The sequence below is a fragment of the Rhodococcus sp. BH4 genome, assembly GCF_002079265.1.
Classification (GTDB): domain Bacteria; phylum Actinomycetota; class Actinomycetes; order Mycobacteriales; family Mycobacteriaceae; genus Rhodococcus_F; species Rhodococcus_F qingshengii.
Genome location: NZ_CP014942.1, coordinates 406,163 through 426,042, shown reverse-complemented (window position 1 = coordinate 426,042; position 19,880 = coordinate 406,163). Strand labels below are relative to the sequence as shown.

19 protein-coding genes and 1 pseudogene are annotated in these 19,880 nt (G+C 60.2%); 12 read left to right on the top strand and 8 right to left on the bottom strand.

Going from position 1 to position 19,880, the window contains the following annotated elements; all coding sequences use genetic code 11:
* Window positions 1–27 precede the first annotated feature (27 nt).
* The gene (locus tag A0W34_RS31320) at window positions 28–1,812 is read left to right on the top strand and encodes an Hsp70 family protein (RefSeq protein ID WP_081559348.1); all 1,785 of its coding nucleotides are present in this window, start codon (window positions 28–30) and stop codon (window positions 1,810–1,812) included.
* Between the two features lie 1,604 nt (window positions 1,813–3,416).
* On the opposite strand, the gene A0W34_RS31310 is transcribed toward A0W34_RS31320, so the two are convergent.
* The 3 genes from A0W34_RS31310 to A0W34_RS31295 form a co-directional block, all read right to left on the bottom strand.
* A complete protein-coding gene (locus A0W34_RS31310; protein ID WP_076948937.1) occupies window positions 3,417–3,773 on the bottom strand; it encodes a type II toxin-antitoxin system PemK/MazF family toxin in 357 nt (118 codons plus the stop codon).
* A complete protein-coding gene (locus A0W34_RS31305) occupies window positions 3,770–3,982 on the bottom strand; it encodes a ribbon-helix-helix domain-containing protein (RefSeq protein ID WP_076948938.1) in 213 nt (70 codons plus the stop codon). The genes A0W34_RS31310 and A0W34_RS31305 overlap by 4 nt, the downstream gene beginning before the upstream one ends.
* A 403-nt stretch (window positions 3,983–4,385) precedes the next feature.
* A complete protein-coding gene (locus tag A0W34_RS31295) occupies window positions 4,386–4,634 on the bottom strand; it encodes a hypothetical protein (protein WP_076948940.1) in 249 nt (82 codons plus the stop codon).
* A 603-nt stretch (window positions 4,635–5,237) separates the two neighbouring features.
* Between A0W34_RS31295 and A0W34_RS33900 the strand changes: the two are divergent.
* Together A0W34_RS33900 and A0W34_RS33895 are read left to right on the top strand one after the other, a co-directional pair.
* Window positions 5,238–5,504, top strand: a pseudogene (locus A0W34_RS33900) (aminotransferase class I/II-fold pyridoxal phosphate-dependent enzyme); the annotation flags it as partial.
* On the top strand, window positions 5,488–6,045 hold the full coding sequence (locus A0W34_RS33895; RefSeq protein WP_143541244.1) for an aminotransferase class I/II-fold pyridoxal phosphate-dependent enzyme: 558 nt from the start codon (window positions 5,488–5,490) through the stop codon (window positions 6,043–6,045). The pseudogene A0W34_RS33900 and the gene A0W34_RS33895, both read left to right, overlap by 17 nt.
* Here the strand turns inward: A0W34_RS33895 and A0W34_RS31285 are convergent.
* The 3 genes from A0W34_RS31285 to A0W34_RS31275 form a co-directional block, all read right to left on the bottom strand.
* Window positions 5,954–6,751: an MFS transporter gene (locus A0W34_RS31285; RefSeq protein ID WP_081559342.1), complete on the bottom strand. Its 798-nt coding sequence runs from the start codon at window positions 6,749–6,751 to the stop codon at window positions 5,954–5,956. The two genes, A0W34_RS33895 and A0W34_RS31285, sit on opposite strands and share 92 nt — an antisense overlap.
* Window positions 6,745–8,091, bottom strand: a complete 1,347-nt coding sequence (locus A0W34_RS31280; RefSeq protein ID WP_232330099.1) for a wax ester/triacylglycerol synthase domain-containing protein — start codon at window positions 8,089–8,091, stop codon at window positions 6,745–6,747. The genes A0W34_RS31285 and A0W34_RS31280 overlap by 7 nt, the downstream gene beginning before the upstream one ends.
* A gap of 72 nt (window positions 8,092–8,163) precedes the next feature.
* Window positions 8,164–8,742: a CBS domain-containing protein gene (locus tag A0W34_RS31275; protein WP_064688400.1), complete on the bottom strand. Its 579-nt coding sequence runs from the start codon at window positions 8,740–8,742 to the stop codon at window positions 8,164–8,166.
* A 245-nt stretch (window positions 8,743–8,987) separates the two neighbouring features.
* Here A0W34_RS31275 and ppsA point away from each other — a divergent pair, with 245 nt between their 5' ends.
* The gene (gene ppsA, locus A0W34_RS31270; protein ID WP_081559338.1) at window positions 8,988–11,297 is read left to right on the top strand and encodes a phosphoenolpyruvate synthase; all 2,310 of its coding nucleotides are present in this window, start codon (window positions 8,988–8,990) and stop codon (window positions 11,295–11,297) included.
* 10 nt (window positions 11,298–11,307) lie between these two features.
* Here ppsA and A0W34_RS31265 read toward each other — a convergent pair whose 3' ends face one another.
* Complete coding sequence (locus tag A0W34_RS31265) at window positions 11,308–12,276, bottom strand: 1-phosphofructokinase family hexose kinase (RefSeq protein WP_081559336.1); 969 nt, start codon at window positions 12,274–12,276, stop codon at window positions 11,308–11,310.
* A complete protein-coding gene (locus tag A0W34_RS31260) occupies window positions 12,263–12,652 on the bottom strand; it encodes a GNAT family N-acetyltransferase (protein ID WP_232330136.1) in 390 nt (129 codons plus the stop codon). Before A0W34_RS31260 ends, A0W34_RS31265 begins: the two co-directional genes overlap by 14 nt.
* A 281-nt stretch (window positions 12,653–12,933) precedes the next feature.
* On the opposite strand from A0W34_RS31260, the gene A0W34_RS31255 reads away from it, so the two are divergent.
* The 8 genes from A0W34_RS31255 to A0W34_RS31220 all read left to right on the top strand — a co-directional run bounded on the left by A0W34_RS31255 (window position 12,934) and on the right by A0W34_RS31220 (window position 19,848).
* The gene (locus tag A0W34_RS31255; RefSeq protein WP_054186601.1) at window positions 12,934–14,091 is read left to right on the top strand and encodes a 4Fe-4S dicluster domain-containing protein; all 1,158 of its coding nucleotides are present in this window, start codon (window positions 12,934–12,936) and stop codon (window positions 14,089–14,091) included.
* Window positions 14,088–14,552 (top strand): Crp/Fnr family transcriptional regulator, encoded by a 465-nt coding sequence (locus A0W34_RS31250; RefSeq protein ID WP_081559332.1) that lies wholly within the window; start codon window positions 14,088–14,090, stop codon window positions 14,550–14,552. Before A0W34_RS31255 ends, A0W34_RS31250 begins: the two co-directional genes overlap by 4 nt.
* On the top strand, window positions 14,542–15,366 hold the full coding sequence (locus A0W34_RS31245) for an FAD/NAD(P)-binding protein (protein ID WP_054186603.1): 825 nt from the start codon (window positions 14,542–14,544) through the stop codon (window positions 15,364–15,366). Before A0W34_RS31250 ends, A0W34_RS31245 begins: the two co-directional genes overlap by 11 nt.
* Window positions 15,366–16,133 (top strand): oxidoreductase, encoded by a 768-nt coding sequence (locus A0W34_RS31240; RefSeq protein ID WP_081559328.1) that lies wholly within the window; start codon window positions 15,366–15,368, stop codon window positions 16,131–16,133. Before A0W34_RS31245 ends, A0W34_RS31240 begins: the two co-directional genes overlap by 1 nt.
* On the top strand, window positions 16,123–17,427 hold the full coding sequence (locus A0W34_RS31235; protein WP_081559326.1) for a Ni/Fe hydrogenase subunit alpha: 1,305 nt from the start codon (window positions 16,123–16,125) through the stop codon (window positions 17,425–17,427). The genes A0W34_RS31240 and A0W34_RS31235 overlap by 11 nt, the downstream gene beginning before the upstream one ends.
* Window positions 17,424–17,921, top strand: a complete 498-nt coding sequence (locus A0W34_RS31230; RefSeq protein WP_081559324.1) for a hydrogenase maturation protease — start codon at window positions 17,424–17,426, stop codon at window positions 17,919–17,921. The genes A0W34_RS31235 and A0W34_RS31230 overlap by 4 nt, the downstream gene beginning before the upstream one ends.
* Before the next feature lie 220 nt (window positions 17,922–18,141).
* The gene (locus A0W34_RS31225; RefSeq protein ID WP_198035743.1) at window positions 18,142–18,420 is read left to right on the top strand and encodes a DUF1876 domain-containing protein; all 279 of its coding nucleotides are present in this window, start codon (window positions 18,142–18,144) and stop codon (window positions 18,418–18,420) included.
* 57 nt (window positions 18,421–18,477) lie between these two features.
* On the top strand, window positions 18,478–19,848 hold the full coding sequence (locus A0W34_RS31220; RefSeq protein ID WP_081559320.1) for a wax ester/triacylglycerol synthase family O-acyltransferase: 1,371 nt from the start codon (window positions 18,478–18,480) through the stop codon (window positions 19,846–19,848).
* The last annotated feature ends 32 nt before the right edge of the window (window positions 19,849–19,880 follow it).

Here is a 19,880-nt window from a genome sequence, read left to right as displayed (position 1 = left end):
CAAGCAATCACAGGAAAGAGATACATCATGTCGGGTTGGATGCTGAGCGTCGACTTCGGAACATCGAATACCGCCGCCGCGCACACCGGTGTTGTCACCGGAGCAGTGGAAACTCTGTCTCTGACCCACCAGGGCAATCTGATGAGTTCGGCCGTATTCGTGGAATCACCAGCGACTATCGATGTCGGCGACGTCGCCCTGAATCGGGCCGAGACGAATCCAGCGGCCTTCATTCCGTCCCCCAAACGCGTCGTAGGCCAAGGCATGGTGCACGTCAACGGCTACGACATCCCCGCCTCGTTGCCGGTCGCTGCTGTCCTGCACACGGTGATCGGGCGTGCCACCGCCGCCCACCGTGACCAAGCGCCCTCCCATCTGGTCCTGACCCATCCAGAGGGTTGGTCACCACGCGAGGTCGGGGTGTTGCTCGACGCTGCGGCCAGAGTCGGCTACGGATCGGGACGCGTCAGTACCGTCTCCGAACCCCGGGCCGCCGCGCACTACTACTCACGCACCGAAACCATGCCCGCCGGCACGAAGATCGCAGTGTTCGACTTCGGCGGCGGCACCCTCGACATTGCCGTCCTGACTGCCACCGATGCCAATTCGTTCGACATCATCGCCGCGCGCGGCGACAACAGCCTCGGCGGAAAGAACCTCGACGCGGTACTACGAGGGTGGGTCGATCACATGCTCAATGACCGCAATCCCGATCTACTGCACTTCATCCGCACCTCCGCGCCCTTGCACGTCACCCGTAGTCTCGACGACTCCATCCAGCGAGCCAAAGAACTGCTGTCCTCGAGCCCGTCAGCGACGATCACGGTCAACGGAAATGGACATCAGGAAACACTGTCCATCACCCGCCCGGAATTCGAATCCCTCATCGCCGCAGCCGTCGACCGTGCAGTCGCCTTGACGCGACAAACACTCACCGATGCGGGCATCACTCATCCGAGTCAGCTCTCGGCCCTGTACCTGACTGGTGGTTCGTCACGGATCCCACTGGTCCATCAACGACTCGCTGCCCTCGGGCCGATCGCGACGCTCGACGACCCGAAAACAGTTGTCGCCCAGGGCGCACTCATCGGTGCTGGGGTTCGACGTGATTACCCCAACCCGCGGCTCGCTGCGCCTGGCAGCGGAGCAAGCCCGAACGCCCAACCCGCCCCTGGGCAGATGCAACCCGCCTTCACTCTCAACGCCACCACCCAAAGACCTCACACGTCGAACCCGTCCAGCTCCAAGAAACTCAAGTACCTTGCCGCCGGCGGCGCTCTCGTCGTCATCGGCGCAATCGTGGCAGCCGTGATCGTTCTGCGCCCGTCACCGGGCAACTCGAACGTGGACAATCCAGCAGCCGCTGGCAGCACATCCTCAACGACCACGACTGCCGGACCGGTCACCGACGCCGACACCGTCAAAGCGGCCCTCCCCACAGCTTTGAGCAGTGCCTCCGAAAACTGCCGACAATCCACCTTTACCACCGACGGTGCTCTCGTGATCAGCTGCGATATCAAGAAATCCAACCAACTCGCTGAAAGCTTCTCCGAGTACGGCAATCGCTTCACAGCCAGCCTCGACCTGAAACAAGCGAAAAAGACACTTCTCGGATACCGCGAATACGACTACGGGAACTACACCCTGGTCGAAAACGACGCCCGCACAGCAGGAGTCAACATCAGTGACGGCGCCACCGGACAAGTATCGGGAAGTTACGTCAACATGGAAACCGGCCTCACAATCGATGTCTACAGCATGACCGACAGCGCTGCTGTCACTAGCTTCTTCAAAAAGACAGGCCTCCTCTGATTGTCCGGTCCACCAAAAGCCGAGCCACACAGGACGAATGTTTGACCACCACGGCCCCGCGATTCCCACATCCCGAAAGACTCTTCCCACCCGCGCCTCACCTCGCACGATCACGCTCGCCCAGCCGGCCGGCACTCCACCACATCGTGAACAGACCAAGCCATCGCCACGGACGAAGAACCAACCGGCGCTCGAAGCAAAGAGACGAGACATGAGAAGGCCGCCAGCTTTCGTCTCGACTGTGCCCGCCGCGCATCACGAAGCGCATTGGCAGATGATCCGTTGGCGGTCATACCAAGTTCCTCACTCTCCGACGAGGGCCGGGTCTGTACCGTCGCCACGCACCCGAGTTATTCGGATCGTGTGACAATCGGGGCGAGGTAGAAGCCCGCCGCCCGGCGAGTGAACAACCGGAGGGCAGGCCCTGCGCGGACGAACTGACCACTCAGAATCACCGCAGCAACAAGATGTTAGCCAAATTCGAACCCAAGAGGCCAGTTTTCCTGCAGTGCTCAATGTTTGGGATCTTCGTCCACTGTTCCGACGACAGACGTGAAAGGTCAGGAGTGCACACTGGATGAGAGGTGCATCCGCGAATCCGTCGATGACGGCACTCAGAGGTCCGCGAGGAGCGATTACAGGACAGGCGGGCAGTACGGCGGTGGTAGTGCACCCCGATACCGGACACGCGGCGTACGTGCCGAACCAAGGGACGATGAAACCCGAATCCGAGATGACCGTCGCTCACGGTGGCAACCACACCAACGAAATCCCTGGTGATTCAGCCGATACCGAGTCAGAAGCCATTGCCGTACCCGCGGACGCAGTGGCCGCTGAGTGTCCTTCTCGACATCGGTGTAGGAGCAACACCCTGAGTCGGTGTCGGAACGACTCGACTAGCCACCGAGCTTTTCGCACCATCACGACAGAAGTACGGTCGTCAAAACTCACGAACCCCGAGAGAATTCAGTAAGCAGCGCCACATCGACATCGAGTCCACGGATCCATGAAAAAATACAGGCCATGCGGACAGGATTCGGAGCGTGGATTCGTGATCAGATCGATGCTCGGGGCTACCAGAGCACCGAGGAGGCCGCGCGGGAGCTAGGGGTGTATCCGTCGTTGTTGCGTCATTGGGCAACGATCGTGCGATCACCGTCCCCGCAAGTTCTTCGGCAGGTCGCAGTGTTGTTCGATGCGCCCATACAAGACGTGCTGATCGCCGCCGGCTATATGACCGAAGAAGAGAACCGCCCTCTCTCTCCAACCAGGATGTCGCTGCAACAAATGTCGAACAAGCAAATCCTCGACGAGATACGCCGCCGAACAGTAGGGGACGCCGGAGGACCCCCTATTCCAGTGCGAGTGAACGGAGTACTTCACACCCCGGACGGCTGGACCAGCACACCTTAGGCGTTCCGCCCCTCGGTTCGTTCGCTGCATAGAGACCAATTACTATCGAGCCGCGTCGCCCTCCCACCTGTCAGACGCACTCTCACTGCCGCGCTGGCACGGGAAACAGATAGCGAGCGGGCAGATTACATAGGGCCTTCGGCAACCGCCGCCCGACGATCGAGGCGATCACCCGGTCACATACCACTCAGTTACTGCAGATCGAGGTGCAGCCGCAGCGCGTCCTCGAGTGCGGCGAAAGTCTCCATCCCGACCTTGCCGACAGGTGCAGGATCCAGACGCCGAACCGATACCGAACGCACTTGCTCCGCTTGTGCTTTCGACGCTCGCGCCAAACCTGATTCGTCGGGCTCGACCATCACCTGAAACGGAAATACGTGCGCAGTATTGGCAGTCAACGGAACCACGGTGATCACGCCCCTGCCGAGATTTTCCGCAGTGGCGTTGGCCCGGTCGTTGCTCACGACCACCGCCGGTCGTCGTTTCGCCGCTTCACTGCCCTGCGCGGTATCGAGATCCACCCAGTGGATGTGTGCGCGCCGAATCATTCGGCGTCTGCCGAGACAGCGTCCCACACTTCATCTACGTCATCTTCAGCAAAGGCGATGGCGTAGTCACGTTCGAGTCCGGACGTCGAGAGAAGGCGGAGCGCAGCTCGAATTCCTGCCGACCGACCACGAAGCCCGTGATCACGCACATACTCGTCGAGTAGATGCACATCCTCATCAGGAAGACTTATGGTAAATTTCCTGGTCATACTTTAAGCGTACCAAAGTATGACCTGGTGGTAACCCGATAACCCCAACACAGCTCAACCAGTAAGACAAACCCGGTTCGAAGGAAGCAGCCAAATTTGCTCAAGGACCTCCGTGCCGAACACTTCCGTCGTATGTACGACGAACCGATTCATCCTGCGACTCGAGAGTGATCCCGTTCTCCATGCCGAAGCCGACGAGATTTACCGGGCCGACATCGCCCGATCCCTCACCCGCGGGGCGTACCGGGGACCTGCATACGATTTCCGCCGCACCGACCACAGGACACTTCGACCTACGCTTCCTGGGTGTTTGCTAGGCGACCACCAAACAGCCTCGGGCAGCAGAGTCTGACGCTGCTCTTGCCGAATGGACTCGCAAAGCGTTCCAGGCTTCCGATGCGCCCTATTCCGCCGGCGTCAGGTCGTCGTCGTTCGCGAAGATCAGGCGCCCGTCATCGAGTGCGATCGCCCACCGATGCACCGGAGCCCAGTCCCGCCCCACCGAACCGCGGTCAATGACCATGTCCTCGTAGTCCTCGATCACCACACCCGTGCATGCCACGCTGCCACCGGCATCGGAGTCTGACACCGTGATTCGCACACGGGAACCTACTGCAGTCACATCATTGCTTTTGCCGTTTTTGTCGGTCATCTTCCAATTCTGGCAGAGCAACTTCGCGGCAACTACGTTCGGGGCCCAGCGACACGTTCTGGCAGAGCAGGAGGTTGAGTGTGCTCGATACCGCCATCACTCGCTGGAGCTGTCACCCATGATGTCCGTCCGAGGCCGGCGTGGAGCATCGTCCTGCCGGTTCACGCTCCTGCCGGTTCACGCTCCTGCAGTCAGCTCTGATAACAGTCCGGATCGAGCGCCAGGAAAAACGATGACGTTCGTCGACAATGCCTCATAGGTACATCGCGCAGACGATCTGGTGAAGTGCAAGCTCAACCGATCGCACCAAAGATGTTGTCTCATGCTCATTCGGTCAGTGCAGCCAGTTTCTATGGTTACTGTCGTCCAAACTTCGAGGACCTTCAACTGGTGCCCGAATCACATCTGAACCAGTAACCGATCGAAAATGCTCAGTGGCCGCGGAGGAACGGCCACTACCTGACTCGATTGACAGATCGTCGGTGGTCGACTCACACCGTGTACCGCATCAACGACAAACGATCTGATTTCGTGCGCGTAGGAGGGCGTCGACATCGCAACCTTCAGGTGGCGCCGTTCGTGAGCGAGCGCCGATTCAAGGTCATGAACTCCGACGAGCATGCTCTTCGTAGCGCGAAGCGCGGACTGCTCAAGACCGAGAATCCGGAATATCCTCTCGGACAAATGCTTCGAGAATCCTTCCTGAGGTTGGACGTCGTCGACGAGTACTACCGTGATTTCGTCACCGCCCCCGACGCGGCTAGCGGCCTCCGGTTGATGCCTCACTATTCGAATCTTCTTGTCTTGAAGTCTTTCTCAAAAGCTGCCGGCCTTGCGGGACTGTGGATTGGGTATGCACTCTCCTCTCCCGATGTCGCCGAACCTTCTTCGCACGGTTACCGCACCCTTTGCCACCAGTTGGACCGCTCAAGTGGCAGCGCTCGCCTCGTTGGATCGTCGCGCACAATCCGCCGTAGAGTCTCGCGTTACAGCGATAGTTTCCGAACGAGAGCGTGTTCGCCGTGAACTTCAGGCAGCTGATGTCGGTGTCGTTGCAAGCCAGACGAACTTCCACTACCTCCCTTGCCAGGTCGAGGCCGAACATACGTTGGAACGACTCGGGGAACGTGATGTTCACATCAGACTTGCCGGTCCCGCCGAGCTCCGAATAACCGCCGGAACCCGACTCGACAACGACCTACGTCTCCGTCTATTCGGGCATGGTGTCGCAGTACTCGATCACGGTCTGCCAGTGGTGTCATGGAGCTGCCTCGGGGTGCGGCAACGATCGGTTCCGAGGGCACCCTCGACGGTTCCAATCACGCATCCTTGGAAACGCCAGTCTCCGAGAGACTCTGGTTGGGCTCTACTGCAACGGCCTCCATGGGGAAACGGCCCCCAGGAATGGTGAACCACGCCAGTATGCTCGCGGCGAGGAAGCAGGCTGCAAGTCCGGCGAACCCGGTCAGCGTCGACCCTGTTATCTGCGACAACCACCCCACCAGAAACGGTCCGGCGAACCCGCCGACACTTCCCATCGTTGCCATCACCGCGACCACGACGCCGGCGGAAGCCTCAGGGAACATCACGCTCGGGACAGCGAGCATGGTTCCGACTGCCATATAGCCGCCTGTAGCAACAACGCAGAGCAGAAGAAGTTGTCCGGTCCCATTGTGAATAAGTTGACCGCCCAGGATGGCAAATCCTGCGGCGGCAAGTGAGAACGCAATTCCATTACGTGCGATAGACATTCGCCCAAACCGCCCCCAGAGCAACATGGCAATCAGCGCGACAACGAACGGGATCGCACTGAGCAACCCAACATGCAGAGCAGAACTGGACGGGGAGGCGTTCTTGATCACTGTCGGCAACCAGAGGACGACGCCAAAGGTTGCACCAAACCACAGAAAATATGTCGCCACCAGCTGCCAGACGATCCGACTGCGCAACACCTCGCGGTACCGACTGCGCGCTACCGCTGTGCGATTCCGTTGCTCGGCGTCGATCAGGTCCTGCACCCGCCGCGCTTCCAACGCCCCAAGCCAACGAACCTCGGTGGGATGCTCACGAACCACCCAGACAGTCCCTGCGGCCGGGCCGCGTTCAAGTGTCAGCACGACGTTGTCACCATGGAGTCTATTTGACGAGGCTCAAGCGCCAGCACGGCGCGAAACCCTTCCGCGACAGCTGCCATCAGTGCGGGTTGATCCGGAACTGCTCTCACGTCGACGTTGATCCCGACACACACATGCGAGGCGTACGACATCAAAGTCGCGTTGAAAGCCGCCCCGAGGGTAGGACTGAAGGCGAATTGACGGGTTATCCGCGCACCGGCGAGGTACAACGGTGTCGAAGAGCCCACGACGTTAGAAGCAACAAAATCCATGTGCTTGAGCATGTCGCCTGTGACCGCGACGGGCAGCAAGTTAAGCATCCTGGCCAAGTAGGGAGATAGCGGAATCGCCGGCTCGCTCCGCCAACGGTCAACGATTATGTGAACACGACGGATCAGTTTCTCAGGATCTGCAATATCGACAGGAAGAGCGAACCTTGCAAGAGTGATTCGGTTACCTCCCAGCGGATCACTACTGTCACGGAGGCTGATGGGCAATGTCACCCTCAGTTGAGCCGGCACGTCGCCGCGGCCCCGGTGGTAGTCGGCCATGCCCAGTAGAAGCGCAGCCAAGAACACGTCGTTCATCGAGCATTGCGTGCCCGCCGCTGCAGCGGCCAGCGCCGCCACCGGAAATTCGATCACGCCGAAACCACGACACGTACTCCGAGCAGTCATCACGGGTGACATCGTTGTGGTCGCCGGTCGCGTCATACGCGCCGTCGACCCGAGGATTCGTGCCACGTCGCGCATCGTCGCGACGGGATGGCGCACCGCGTGCGCGGCGCTTCGGGCCATCGCTTCGGTCATCGCCGCACGTGGGTTTTCGTGTGTTGGAAGAACAACGGGTGGTCTGCGTTCGTCACTGTCCCGAGTGGGCGCGCCAGTCCTGGTGTCATCGGTAATTTCGCGTGTCAATTGCATTCCCCCGACCCCGTCGGTCAGGGAGTGATGAACTTTGACTACGAGCGCTGTTGCACCGTCGTCCAGCCCGTCGAGCACTGTGAGTTCCCATAGCGGACGGTCCTTGTCGAAGGCCGCCATCCCACTCATCCGAGCAAAGTCGAGGACGCCTTTCCAACCGCCCGGCGGTGGTACGGAAGACCTTCGAAGGTGCCAACTCAGGTCGAAGTCCATGTCATCCACCCACAGTGGAGGTTTCCACGGAAATTGTCGTGCAACCGCTTTGCACCTGAAGAGCGGTACCACGTCGATGGCGTGGTTCATCGCGGCGGTCAATCGTTCATGATCTGGGAGTCTGTCCAGCACGATGATCGAGACGATTGTCGAGCGGAGTACCGGATCGGCTTCCATCCGCCAAGACATCAGGTCGGTCTGCGTCATCGATCGTGCATGTTCGCCACTCATATCTACTCGATTCACTTGTCAACGCGACCGATGCAGGATCGGCGATCCTCAGGGCCGTAGTCGAACCTCGTCAACACCTGGCACCGTTGAAGCAAGTGCAGTCACGACACCTCGCTCGGGATCATCTTCGGAAATCCCGCTGACTGTCAAAGTTCCGTCGACGAAACCCACTGCCCACAGATCAGGTCCACCGTAGATGTCGAGCCTGTGCCTCACTTCGTCCACGATTCGATCGGGATCAAGAGCGAGCAGCTCGATCAAATCCTGGCGTGTTACCACTCCGATGACGTCCCTCTGGCGGACGATCGGAACTGCGCGCAGCCCAGAACGCAGCATTTCGGATGCGATGTCGTTGACCGCGACGTCTTCGGTCATTGCGACAACAGGTTGCGTCATCACGTCAGCGACGGATTGTTCGGTCGACTCGGGCGCATGCTCTTGCGACAGTCGTTCGAACCCACTTCTGAGAAGGTCACCTTCGGACACGATCCCGACCAGTCGCTTCTGCTCGTCGACTACTGGGAGTACTGAGAAACCTGACCGCGCAATCTCTCGTAGACAGTCGCCCACACTTCGCGCCTGATCGATTGTCGTCACAGGGCTACTCATGATGTCTCGTGCACGCATGACAATTCTCCTCTAGCTATCCCGCTGGACGTTTCGTCCCATCTCGCGAACGCACGAACGCGACGAAATGATGTTCCCAGCGTGACAAACATGAACCGTGAACCGGAAGTGTCTTCGGCATCCTGCGCAATGGAAATCGACCCCGCGGGGAGTGACTTCCGCCTCTGTAGACCTGATGCGGGACGGAGTTTGCTGAACACTGTCGCTCGCTAACCCAGGCGCACAGCACTCGGACGGGAGAGCTCATGAAGGCGAGTTCCATAGATGCCAGGCGTCGGTGGGTAGAGCCGATCGACGCTGTCGGACCCGAAGACGCACCGACCGTCGGCGGCAAAGCCGCGAATCTCGGCGAACTGAGGCGATCGAACTTTCCGGTTCCGCCGGGGTTCGTGATCACCACCGCCGGCTATCTCGACGCCATGGACGCCTCCGGCTTGAGAGTCGACCTGAAATCAGGGGAACTACCGTCTACCCGCAGCGCCGAGGATGCAGTCGCAGCATCAGTCGTACCCAAAGCGCTGCAAGAGCAGATCATCGACGGCTATCGCGCGCTGGGGCCATCAGGTACACGTGTCGCGGTCCGTTCGTCCGCTCCCGCAGAAGACGCGTCCGATACCTCGTACGCAGGCATTCACGAAAGTTTCACAAACGTCGCCGGCGACGAAGGCTTGATCGACGCCGTAAGGCGATGCTGGGCATCGTTGTGGTCGGATCGAGCCTTGTCGTACCGCAACCTTCAAGGCGTTGAGGACGAGCCGTCGCTGGCCGTTGTCGTCCAACTGATGGTCGAATCGGACCAGTCGGGGGTCGTATTCACTGCCGACCCGCGCACCGGTGCGCGGGACCGTATCGTCATCGAAGCTGCTACCGGCTTGGGGGAAGTCGTGGTCGGTGGACAGGTGGAACCAGACACTTACGTGGTATCGAAACCGGGCTTCGACATCATCGATGTGCATATCGGTTCACAGGCATTCGCGATCTCGCTGGCCGAAGGGACTGAAAAGGCGTCGGAAATCCCTCTCGCACAACGCGAGCACCAGGTCCTGACCGACGACCAGATCCACCAGCTCGCAGCATTGGCCGCAGCCGTGGAAGAGCACTACCGGCGACCACAGGACCTCGAATTCGCCTACAGCGGAGGACAACTGTGGCTGGTCCAGACACGCCCGATCACCACCCTTTCCGAGCACCCGGACGCACCGGCCGAAGCCCAACACGACGCCGGCGAAAAAACACGTGTCCTCGCCCAGGGATTGGGCGCCGGGCCGGGAACTGCTAGCGGACGCGTCCGAGTCCTGCGTTCAGTGACCGACGGTCGTGATTTGGTCGACGGCGAAATACTGGTGGCCCCGATGACGCGACCGGACTGGTTACCGGTTCTCCGACGAGCCGCCGCCATCGTCACCGACGGCGGTGGCATTACCTGCCACGCAGCTATCGTGGGTCGCGAACTCGGCCGACCGGTTGTCGTCGGAACACGCACGGCAACAAAGGATCTTGCAGACGGAACTTTGATCACAGTCGACGGAACTGCAGGAACGGTCATTGCGGCAGATTCCGTGACCGCCGACTCCTCGAAAAATGCGACCACCACCATGCCGAGGACAATGTCGACACCCCGTTCGGCGACCGCGACATCCGTCTACGTGAACCTGGCGACTCCCGAAGCTGCAGAACGGACAGCGGACACGGACGTCGACGGAGTAGGACTCTTGCGAGCTGAATTCCTGATCATGGACGCTCTTGAAGGGCTGCATCCCCACACGATGATCGCCCGAGGTCTCCACGGAGAGTACGTGGCCAAAATGTCTTCTGCCCTGTCACGTATTGCCGCCGCTTTCGGAGCCCGACCGGTCATCTACCGCGCAATAGACCTCCGCACCAACGAGTTTGCACATCTCGAAGGTGGTGACATCGAACACCACGAAGACAATCCCATGATCGGCTACCGAGGCTGTTTTCGCTACGTGAGGGAACCGGAATTGTTCGCGCTCGATCTCGATGTCATCGCCGAAACGCGAAAGAACTATCCGAACGTGCATTTGATGATTCCGTTCGTTCGCACCGAATGGGAGCTCGCGCGCTGTTTGGCACAATTGGATGCCCACCCGCTCGGGGCGGATCACCGGATGCTTCGATGGGTGATGGCTGAGATACCCTCGGTTGCCCACTGGATTCCCAGGTACGCGGCAATGGGCATCGACGGAGTGTCGATCGGCACCAACGATCTCACTCAACTGGTGCTCGGAGTCGACCGGGATTCGGAGATTTGCCAAGAACTCTTCGACACCATGGATCCTGCCGTCCTCGAAACCATCGACACCATCATCGAGCGTGCCACCCTCGCAGGCATGACGACCTCGCTGTGCGGACAGGCAGTGTCAACCAACCCAACTCTGGCCGAACACCTCGTGAGGCAAGGCATCACGTCGGTTTCCGTGACCCCTGACGCGGTTGACACCGCTCGCCATGCAATCGCGGTCGCTGAACGACGAATCATCCTCGCCCGATCTCGTTCGAGCGGACGCCGACATCCGAGTCGATGGCTTGACTGAGCATCGGCACCTAGTCGGATCGGACCACTCTCCGATCTGCCCGTGCACGAATCCGTTCGTAGAAGACCTCCACGTCGGTTGGTAAACACGGTGCCGTCCCTGGGGTCTTCAACATCGCAGCCCCGGCTGCAACACCGAACCGAACCGCATCCATCAGCGAACGCTGATGGATGAGCGAATACACCATCCCCGCAACCATGCTGTCCCCCGCGCCCACACCACTGATCGATACGACGTCGACCGACGGCACACACTCACACATGTCGGCAGTCACCAGCAAGGCTCCAGCGGCTCCAAGCGAAACGACCACCACCTCCGCAACCTTCTGCGCAACAATAGTTCTCGCCGCGTCGACTTGCTCCCCCCGAGTCTCGAGGGGGCGGTCGACCCATTCACGAAGCTCTCGGATACTCGGCTTGACAAGATACACACCACTTTTCAATGCGCGCAATGCAGCGCCAGAGGTGTCGACAACCAGCCGCGCTCCGGTTCCCTCCAGGAAATCGACCAACTGCTGAACAAAACCTGCACCCACCCCCGGTGGCAAACTGCCGCTCACGACAACATATCCGGAATCGACGGCGAACTCACGCACTCGCACGAGACACGATTCCACCTCGGCAACGGTGAGAATCGGTCCAGGCAACACAAAACGATACTGCTCACCTGTCGACTCGTCGTCCACGGTGAAACTCTCGCGAGTCGATCCTGAGACGGGCTCGGCCCAATACCGTACTTGTTCACCGATCAGAAGGTCCTCGACCGCCAGGCCGCAATGACCTCCCGAGGGAAACACTGCCATCACGTCGCCGCCGAGCACCCGGAGCACTCGCGCGACGTTCAATCCGCCGCCGCCGGGATCACGACGAGGTGCCGCACAACGCACCTTGTCTGTCGTGTGGACGGTACGCGCGCTGGTCGCTATGTCGAGTGCCGGGTTCATCGTCACCGTCACGACGCGAGAGTCACTCTGCTCCATGTAGTTTCACTTCCAGATGCAGCGTTGATCCATCACGACGAAGCGAATTCGCCCAACCACGGTCACGAATGACCTGCAGCATCGGTGCGTTCGCACCCAAAATTTCGGCCACCATACGCCGTGCCCCATGCAGGTAGGCTTCATCCTCGAGCCGCTTCAAAATCGAAGTCCCGATTCCGTGCAGCCGGTCGCCTTGCGCAACCACGAGAGCGAACTCCACCGTAGTCGGCGAAACCCTCTCCAACGCAACATAGCTTCCGACCCCCACCAATTCTTCGCCGATGAAGGCACCCAGAGCGCATCGCCGATCGGTGCACTCGCACAGTTGATCGGAAAAGGTGGTGAGTTGCTTCGGCTGAGGTCCGAACCACCGCATGTACGAATCATGTTGGTCAAGATGCTCATGGAACCGTTGAACAGCAACCGCGTCGGATGCTCCGAGACACCGGAGAGTTGCAGTGCCGATTCCGCTGCCAGTGGCGGCCATCGATCATCACCTGATTCGGCTGGGGATACTTTCCGATTGAACCGTGCCGTTGCCTTCAGGGGGCAGAGCCTTTTGTCATCGAATACCGTCCTTCGCCCCTACCCGCGCCGGCAGCCCATGCGCGAAGCTCAAACGTGGAGGAATACCGATGACGCCCGCAAGGAGGATCCATGACTGATACGGGATCTCCCACCGACCTGACCAGCGAACAATTCGTCATCGACCGAGACGGACTTGACGAGCTGATCACGGTGTTGATCAGCGAAGGTTATCGCGTCATCGGGCCGACTGTCCGCGACAGCGCTATTGTCCTCGACACTCTCGACTCCGGTGATCAATTGCCGACGGGATGGGGTGTCGATACCGCCCCTGGCCTGTATCGTCTACGGAGGAGAGCAGATTGTGCCGTCTTCGGTCACTCCGCCGGCCCGCAATCGTGGAAGCAGTACCTGCACCCGTCGCGGCAACAACTCTGGAGCCAATCCACGGACGATACATTCCACGCACCGCCGACCGAACCGGTCCGATACGCATTTCTCGGCGTACGTGCGTGCGACCTGGCAGCGATCGGCATACTCCAGACAGTGCTCTCTGCTGGCGGAAAGGCGGCAACAAATCTATTCGAGGGTCTTTTCGTGATCGCAGCCAACTGCACGGAACCCGGCGGCGTGTGTTTCTGTGCGTCGATGAACACCGGCCCGAAGGCCAAAACCGGCTACGACCTGTGTCTGACCGAAAGGATCGACAACGACGGCCACCGATTCGTCACCGGGGTCGGCACCACGGAAGGATCACGGATACTCACGCTGGTCCGCGGTAGGCAGGCAACCGACGAAGAAACGACCGAGGCCGCAGGCGCTGTCGCCGACGCAGCAGATCACATGGGTCGGCAAATGCCAGACGTCGATCTTCGCGGCATGCTCCGCGACGCACGGGACGCCGATGTCTGGACGGACGTCGCGTCACGATGCTTGACGTGCGGAAACTGCACGATGGTGTGCCCGACGTGCTTCTGCACTACCACCGAGGACGTCTCCGATCTTGCGGGCGACAATGTCGAGCGATGGCAGCACTGGTCGTCATGTTTCGACCTGGACTACTCACAACTGCACGGTGGCGCAGTACGTGTCAGTGGTGAGAGCCGGTACCGACAGTGGATTTCTCACAAGTTGGGCACCTGGCACGACCAATTCGGTTCGTCCGGGTGCGTCGGTTGCGGCCGATGCATCGACTGGTGTCCAGTGGGAATCGACATCACGGCGGAAGCGGCACGTCTGACCGGCGCTTTGACTGAGGAACCCGACAGCGATACCGGTTGTCCCTCATGAGCGATCACGCCTGCGAGCAGCGCCCAAGAGAAATCGAAGGTCTGGCCGACGATCAACGGTCTGAACTTGCTGCCTTCTCACGCGAGGTTCGGCTCGCGCCCGGGACCGTGGTGTTCCACGAAGGCGACTCCGCTGACAGATGTTGGTTTCTTCGGACCGGCCGGATTACGCTCACCACCAGAATTCCCGGACGTGGCGAGGAAACTGTCGAAACACTTTCTGCCGGTGAAATCTTGGGTGTGTCCTGGTTCCGCCCACCTCGACAGTGGCAATGGACAGCGACCGCGGTCACTCACGTGACAGCAGTCGAAGTCGACGCCACCATGTTGCAATCTGTCGCCGAGAGCGATCCGGATCTCGGACGGGCGATCTACTCGATACTGGCGGACACACTACTCCACCGATTGCAGGCGACACGCGCGCGCCTGCTCGATCTCTATGCACGCGAACATGTTCGGTGAACAACTCGTCCCGACGCCGTGCAAGGTTGTTGCCCGCCGGGACGAGAACAGCGATACCTCGACCCTGACCCTGGCCGCGCCCTCGCAGTCGTTCCCCGGGTTCCGCCCCGGCCAATTCATGATGGTCTACGCACGGGGGGTGGGCGAGATTCCGCTGTCGATCAGTGGGGACCCAGCTCACGCCGATCACACAGTGGTTCATACTGTTCGGGCTGTCGGTGCCGTCAGCCGCGCGCTGCACGAAGCCTCCATCGGTGACATCGTAGGTGTCCGGGGACCTTTCGGAACGGGATGGGATCTGGATTCCGCCAAAGACGATCTGATCGTCGTTGCAGGAGGCGTCGGGTTGGCGGCGGTACGTTCGGCAGTCTTGGAGGCACAGGCCTGCGGTCGATTTCGTCGAGTTGTCCTCAGCGTCGGTGCTCGCCGACCATCCGATCTCCTGTACCGCCCAGATCTCGACACATGGAGCCGGGGAGACCTGGTCGACCTCGAGCTGTCCGTGGACGTGGCAGAACCTGACTGGCAGGGTCATGTCGGATTTGTCACGCAGTCCCTGAACCGCCTCGTTCTCGAGCCCGGTCGCACGACGGTACTGCTGTGCGGCCCCGAACCGATGATGCGGATGTCGGCTCGGACCATGATCGGCCAAGGCGTTGAGCGCGAGAATATTCGAGTATCACTGGAACGGAACATGCAGTGCGGGACCGGAGTGTGCGGGCACTGTCAACTCGGCGAACTCCTCCTCTGTCGTGACGGTCCGGTAGTCGACTACCACGCGGCCGAGCCACTTCTCGCAGTGAAGGAGCTGTGATGCCCTCACCCACCATGGCGGTATGGAAATTCGCATCCTGCGACGGATGCCAACTGACTCTGCTCGATTGCGAGGACGAACTACTCACTTTGGCCGACGCCGTTCACATCTCACATTTCCTCGAGATGTCGAGCGAGGTGGAAAGCGGTCCATACGATCTCTCACTGGTCGAAGGCTCCATTACCACCGCTGCCGACATCGAACGTATTCATGCCATCCGCGAGAATTCCCGGCATCTGGTGACGATCGGCGCCTGCGCCACTTCTGGTGGGATACAGGCTCTCCGGAACTTTGCGGACATCGCCGAGTTCATGTCCGTGGTCTACGCGAACGGCGAGTACATCGACACTCTCGCGACGTCCACACCGATCGCCGACCATGTCCCGGTCGATTTCGAACTACGCGGCTGCCCCATCGATCGCCGGCAGCTCCTCAAGGTGATCTCGTCGTATCTGGCCGGGCGGAAGCCGAACATCCCGGACACCAGTGTCTGCGCCGAATGCAAACGACGTGGCCTCACCTGCGTCATGGTCGCCGACGGCACACCGTGTCTGGGACCAGTGACCCATTCAGGCTGCGGCGCGCTGTGTCCGGCACAGTCGAGGGGTTGCTATGGATGTTTCGGTCCATCAACCCACCCGAACTTGATTGCAATGGCGGGGTGGCTGCGCACCCGCGGGATGACCGACGAGAGTATCGAGCGCGTCTTCTCGACATTCAACGTTGCCTCCCCCGAGTTCGACGGGATCAGGCGAGATGGACAGTGAAACGAACACGGATACCACCCGACTGACGCTCGGTTCCCTCGCCCGTGTCGAAGGGGAAGGCCGCCTGGCGTTCACGGTCCGACACGGCCGGGTTGAAGCCGCAGAGTTGAACATCTACGAACCCCCTCGATTCTTCGAGTCATTTCTCCGGGGCCGCGATTTCCGCGAGCCTCCCGACATCACGTCCAGGATTTGCGGAATCTGCCCTGTCGCTTACCAAGTCAGCGCCTGCAACGCGATCGAGCAAGCATGCGGTGCGCACCTCACCCAACCGATTCTCGATCTGCGACGACTTCTGTATTGCGGCGAGTGGATCGCCAGTCACACACTGCATATCTACTTGCTGCACGCCCCTGATTTCCTGGGCGCGTCCGACGCGATCGAACTTGCCCGTATCGCGCGTCCCGACGTCGAACGTGGGCTTACGTTGAAAAAGGCGGGGAACGCGATTCTCGACATGATCGGTGGCCGATCGATTCATCCGGTCAACGTACGCCTCGGCGGGTTCTACCGAACGCCGACGCCCAGTGAACTCGCGCCCCTCGCCGAACAATTACGCTGGGCACTCGACGATGCTCTCGCGACCGTGCAGTGGGTATCACACTTCGAGATCCCAGATGCCGAGGTGGATACCGAACTACTCGCACTGGCTCAGCCAGGCCGCTACGCGATCGAAGACGGCGTGTTGACAACCACATCCGGATCATCGTTCGCGCCGGAGGAATTCTGCGATCACGTCGCGGAACGGCAAGTTCCGCATTCGACCGCGCTGCACGCGCACCTCGACGGCCAGGCGTATCTCACCGGACCGCTGGCTCGCTACAGCCTCCACTCCGCCGACCTCTCGGAGACCGCTCGTCAAGCGGCCACCGAGGCCGGCTTGGGAACAGTGTGTCGCAACCCGTTTCACAGCATTGTGGTCCGCGCCGTCGAGACAGTGTTCGCCGTGGACGAGGCACTCCGCCTGATAGGTGAGTATTACCGCCCGGAATCGCCGTACGTCGACGTGTCACCCCGCGCCGCAACCGGGTACGGTGTCAGTGAAGCCCCCAGAGGCGTGCTGTACCACCGCTACCAACTCGATTCCGAGGGCCGAATCCTGCGGGCCACAATCATTCCGCCCACCTCGCAGAACCAGGCAGCAATCGAGAACGACCTCCGCAACACCCTCGCCGCGAACCTCAGGCTGACAGACGCCGAACTGACCGGACTGTGTGAACGGACCATCCGAAACTACGATCCCTGCATCTCGTGTGCCACTCATTTCCTCGACGTGACAATCAACCGCGCATGACTGTCACAGTGGTCGGAGCCGGCAACGAATTCCGCCGAGACGACGGCGTAGGACCTGTGGTGGCGCGAACGATACAAAGCGAGCACCAGGCCGGCGTGAACGTGGTCATCGACAACGGTAGTGAACCTTCAAGGCTGCTCGAAGCATCGACGAGGTCGGATCTGGTGATCATCGTCGACGCTTCAGTCTGTGCTCCGTTTTCCGGCAGCAAGGCGCAACCTGCCGGAACAATTCGTCGGATCACGGATTGGTCGAGAGAGCACTCCGGAATACTCGCCAGCTCACACGGACTGGGCATCCTAGAGGCGCTGGCCTTGGCTGCCGCGCTCGGCCGAGAACCCCACCGCGTGGTGATCTACACGATCGAAGCGCACGACACCGGCTACGGCATCGGACTTTCACCCTCCGTTGCAGCTTCTGTCTCTGCGGTACTGTCTCTGATCGCAGCCGAAATCTCCGACGTGCAATCTCGGGATCTACCTCCTGGATGGTAGCGACCAGGTTAACGGAGGCGTGGTTGTGACCTTTGCCATCGATTGGCGTCGTTCGCCTCTACTCGGCCGATCTTCACCGGACGAAGCTGAAACCACACCGGCTTCGAAATGGCCTTGAGGATTGCACATCAAGCGACAGTGATGCGTGAACGGAACATGACAAGTACACCACCACAGCCGAATTGACACCCAGGAACCTCGACAGAGGAGGAATCTGATCGTGAACGAGAAGCATTGGACAGTCGACATAACCATCGACGAGCACACCGCCGAAGAAGGCAACCGGACTCGGGCCATCGCACGCCTTCGCTCGAGGGACGATACCCACATCGTCGGATCCGGTTTCGCTCGGTGTAACCCATCGGATCGCGATGTGCCCGAGATCGGTGACGAGCTCGCGGTCGCGCGTGCTCTTTCCCATTTGGCCCGTCAACTGATCGAGGCGACCGCTGCAGACCTCGAAAGTGTCACGCACGAACCCGCCCACCTGAACGCCTAGCGACATCTCGGGACGATGTCGAAATCGTAGAAATCGTTGTCGACCAAGGAGATAGCGATGTCGGACAAACTGACTCCCCTCGATGCAGCCTTCCTCGAGGTCGAGGACTCCGATCGACACGCGAATCTCTCCATAGGCGCGGTTGTAGTCGCCGAAGGACCCACACCCACCGACGACGACTTGATCGAGAGACTAAGCACCCGAATTCGATCCCTCCCCCATGCTGCGGATAGGATTCACGCCATCCCGCTCGATCTTGCTGCACCTACGTGGGTCCCTGATCCGAATTTCGATCCAGCTCGCCACTTCACACGGATCGGAGTGCCGAGACCAGGGCGAATGCACGACTTGACGGACACCGTCGCGTGGATCATGTCCGAACGACTCGATCGCGATCGTCCACTGTGGCAATGCTGGTTGATCGAGGGCCTCGAGGACGGCCGCTGGGCAATCCTGGTCAAGGCCCACCACTCTCTCATGGACGGTGTTACCGGGGCCCGATTGTTCGACGTATTGTTCGACGAACCCCTCACCTCCGGACCACCAACGGACAAGGAAGCACCGAAAGAACCAGAGTCGCTGTACGGCAAAATGATCGGACTCTACTGCTCGACACTCCGGGCGCCGCAACGGTTGGCCCGCCGGTCCGTCCGGATCGCGGAAGGTACTGCCCAGTTGGCAAGCGATCTGCTGATCCCGAGCGCGAACGGTTCCCTCAACGGGCCGATCGGACATCAACGGCGATACGGGACAGCACAGGTGCGAATGCACGATGTAAGAACTATCTGTTCCGCCTTCGATGTCACCGTGAACGACGTTGCGCTCGCGTGTGTGACCAGTTCGCTGCGCTCACTTCTCCTTCACCGCAAAGAAGACATCAGCCGACATGCCGTGAGGACACTCGTCCCGGTCTCTGTTCGGGCATCGAACACCGCCACGTCGTTCCACAACCAGGTCTCGCTCATGCTTCCCTTCCTTCCCGTCGATATCGTAGATCCACTAGACCGCTTGCAGACGATCCACCGCAGACTCTCCCGGCACAAGAACGGCGGTGAATCAGGCAGTGGACAAACGATCACGGCAGCTGCTCAGTACGCACCATTCATGTCCTCCGCCTGGTTCATTCGTCTCGCGATGCGCTTTCCTCAGCGAAGTATCGTCACCGTAGTCACGGACATTCCGGGTCCGACCGAAAAGGGCCGACTGCTAGGGCGTGAAATCATCGGTATCTATCCGTACGTACCGATTGCAGTGCGGTTGCGACTCGGATTCGCAATCCTCAGCTACCACGATCAACTCGCATTCGGAATCACGGCTGACTACGATTCGGTCTCCGAAGTCCAACTTCTCTCATCGTCGATAGAACAGGAAGTCGACTCCCTACTGCGTTCCACGCGGAGCCCCTCGCCCGCCGGCGAATTTCACTGATTCGGTCCCGAATTCGATTCATCCGGTCCACA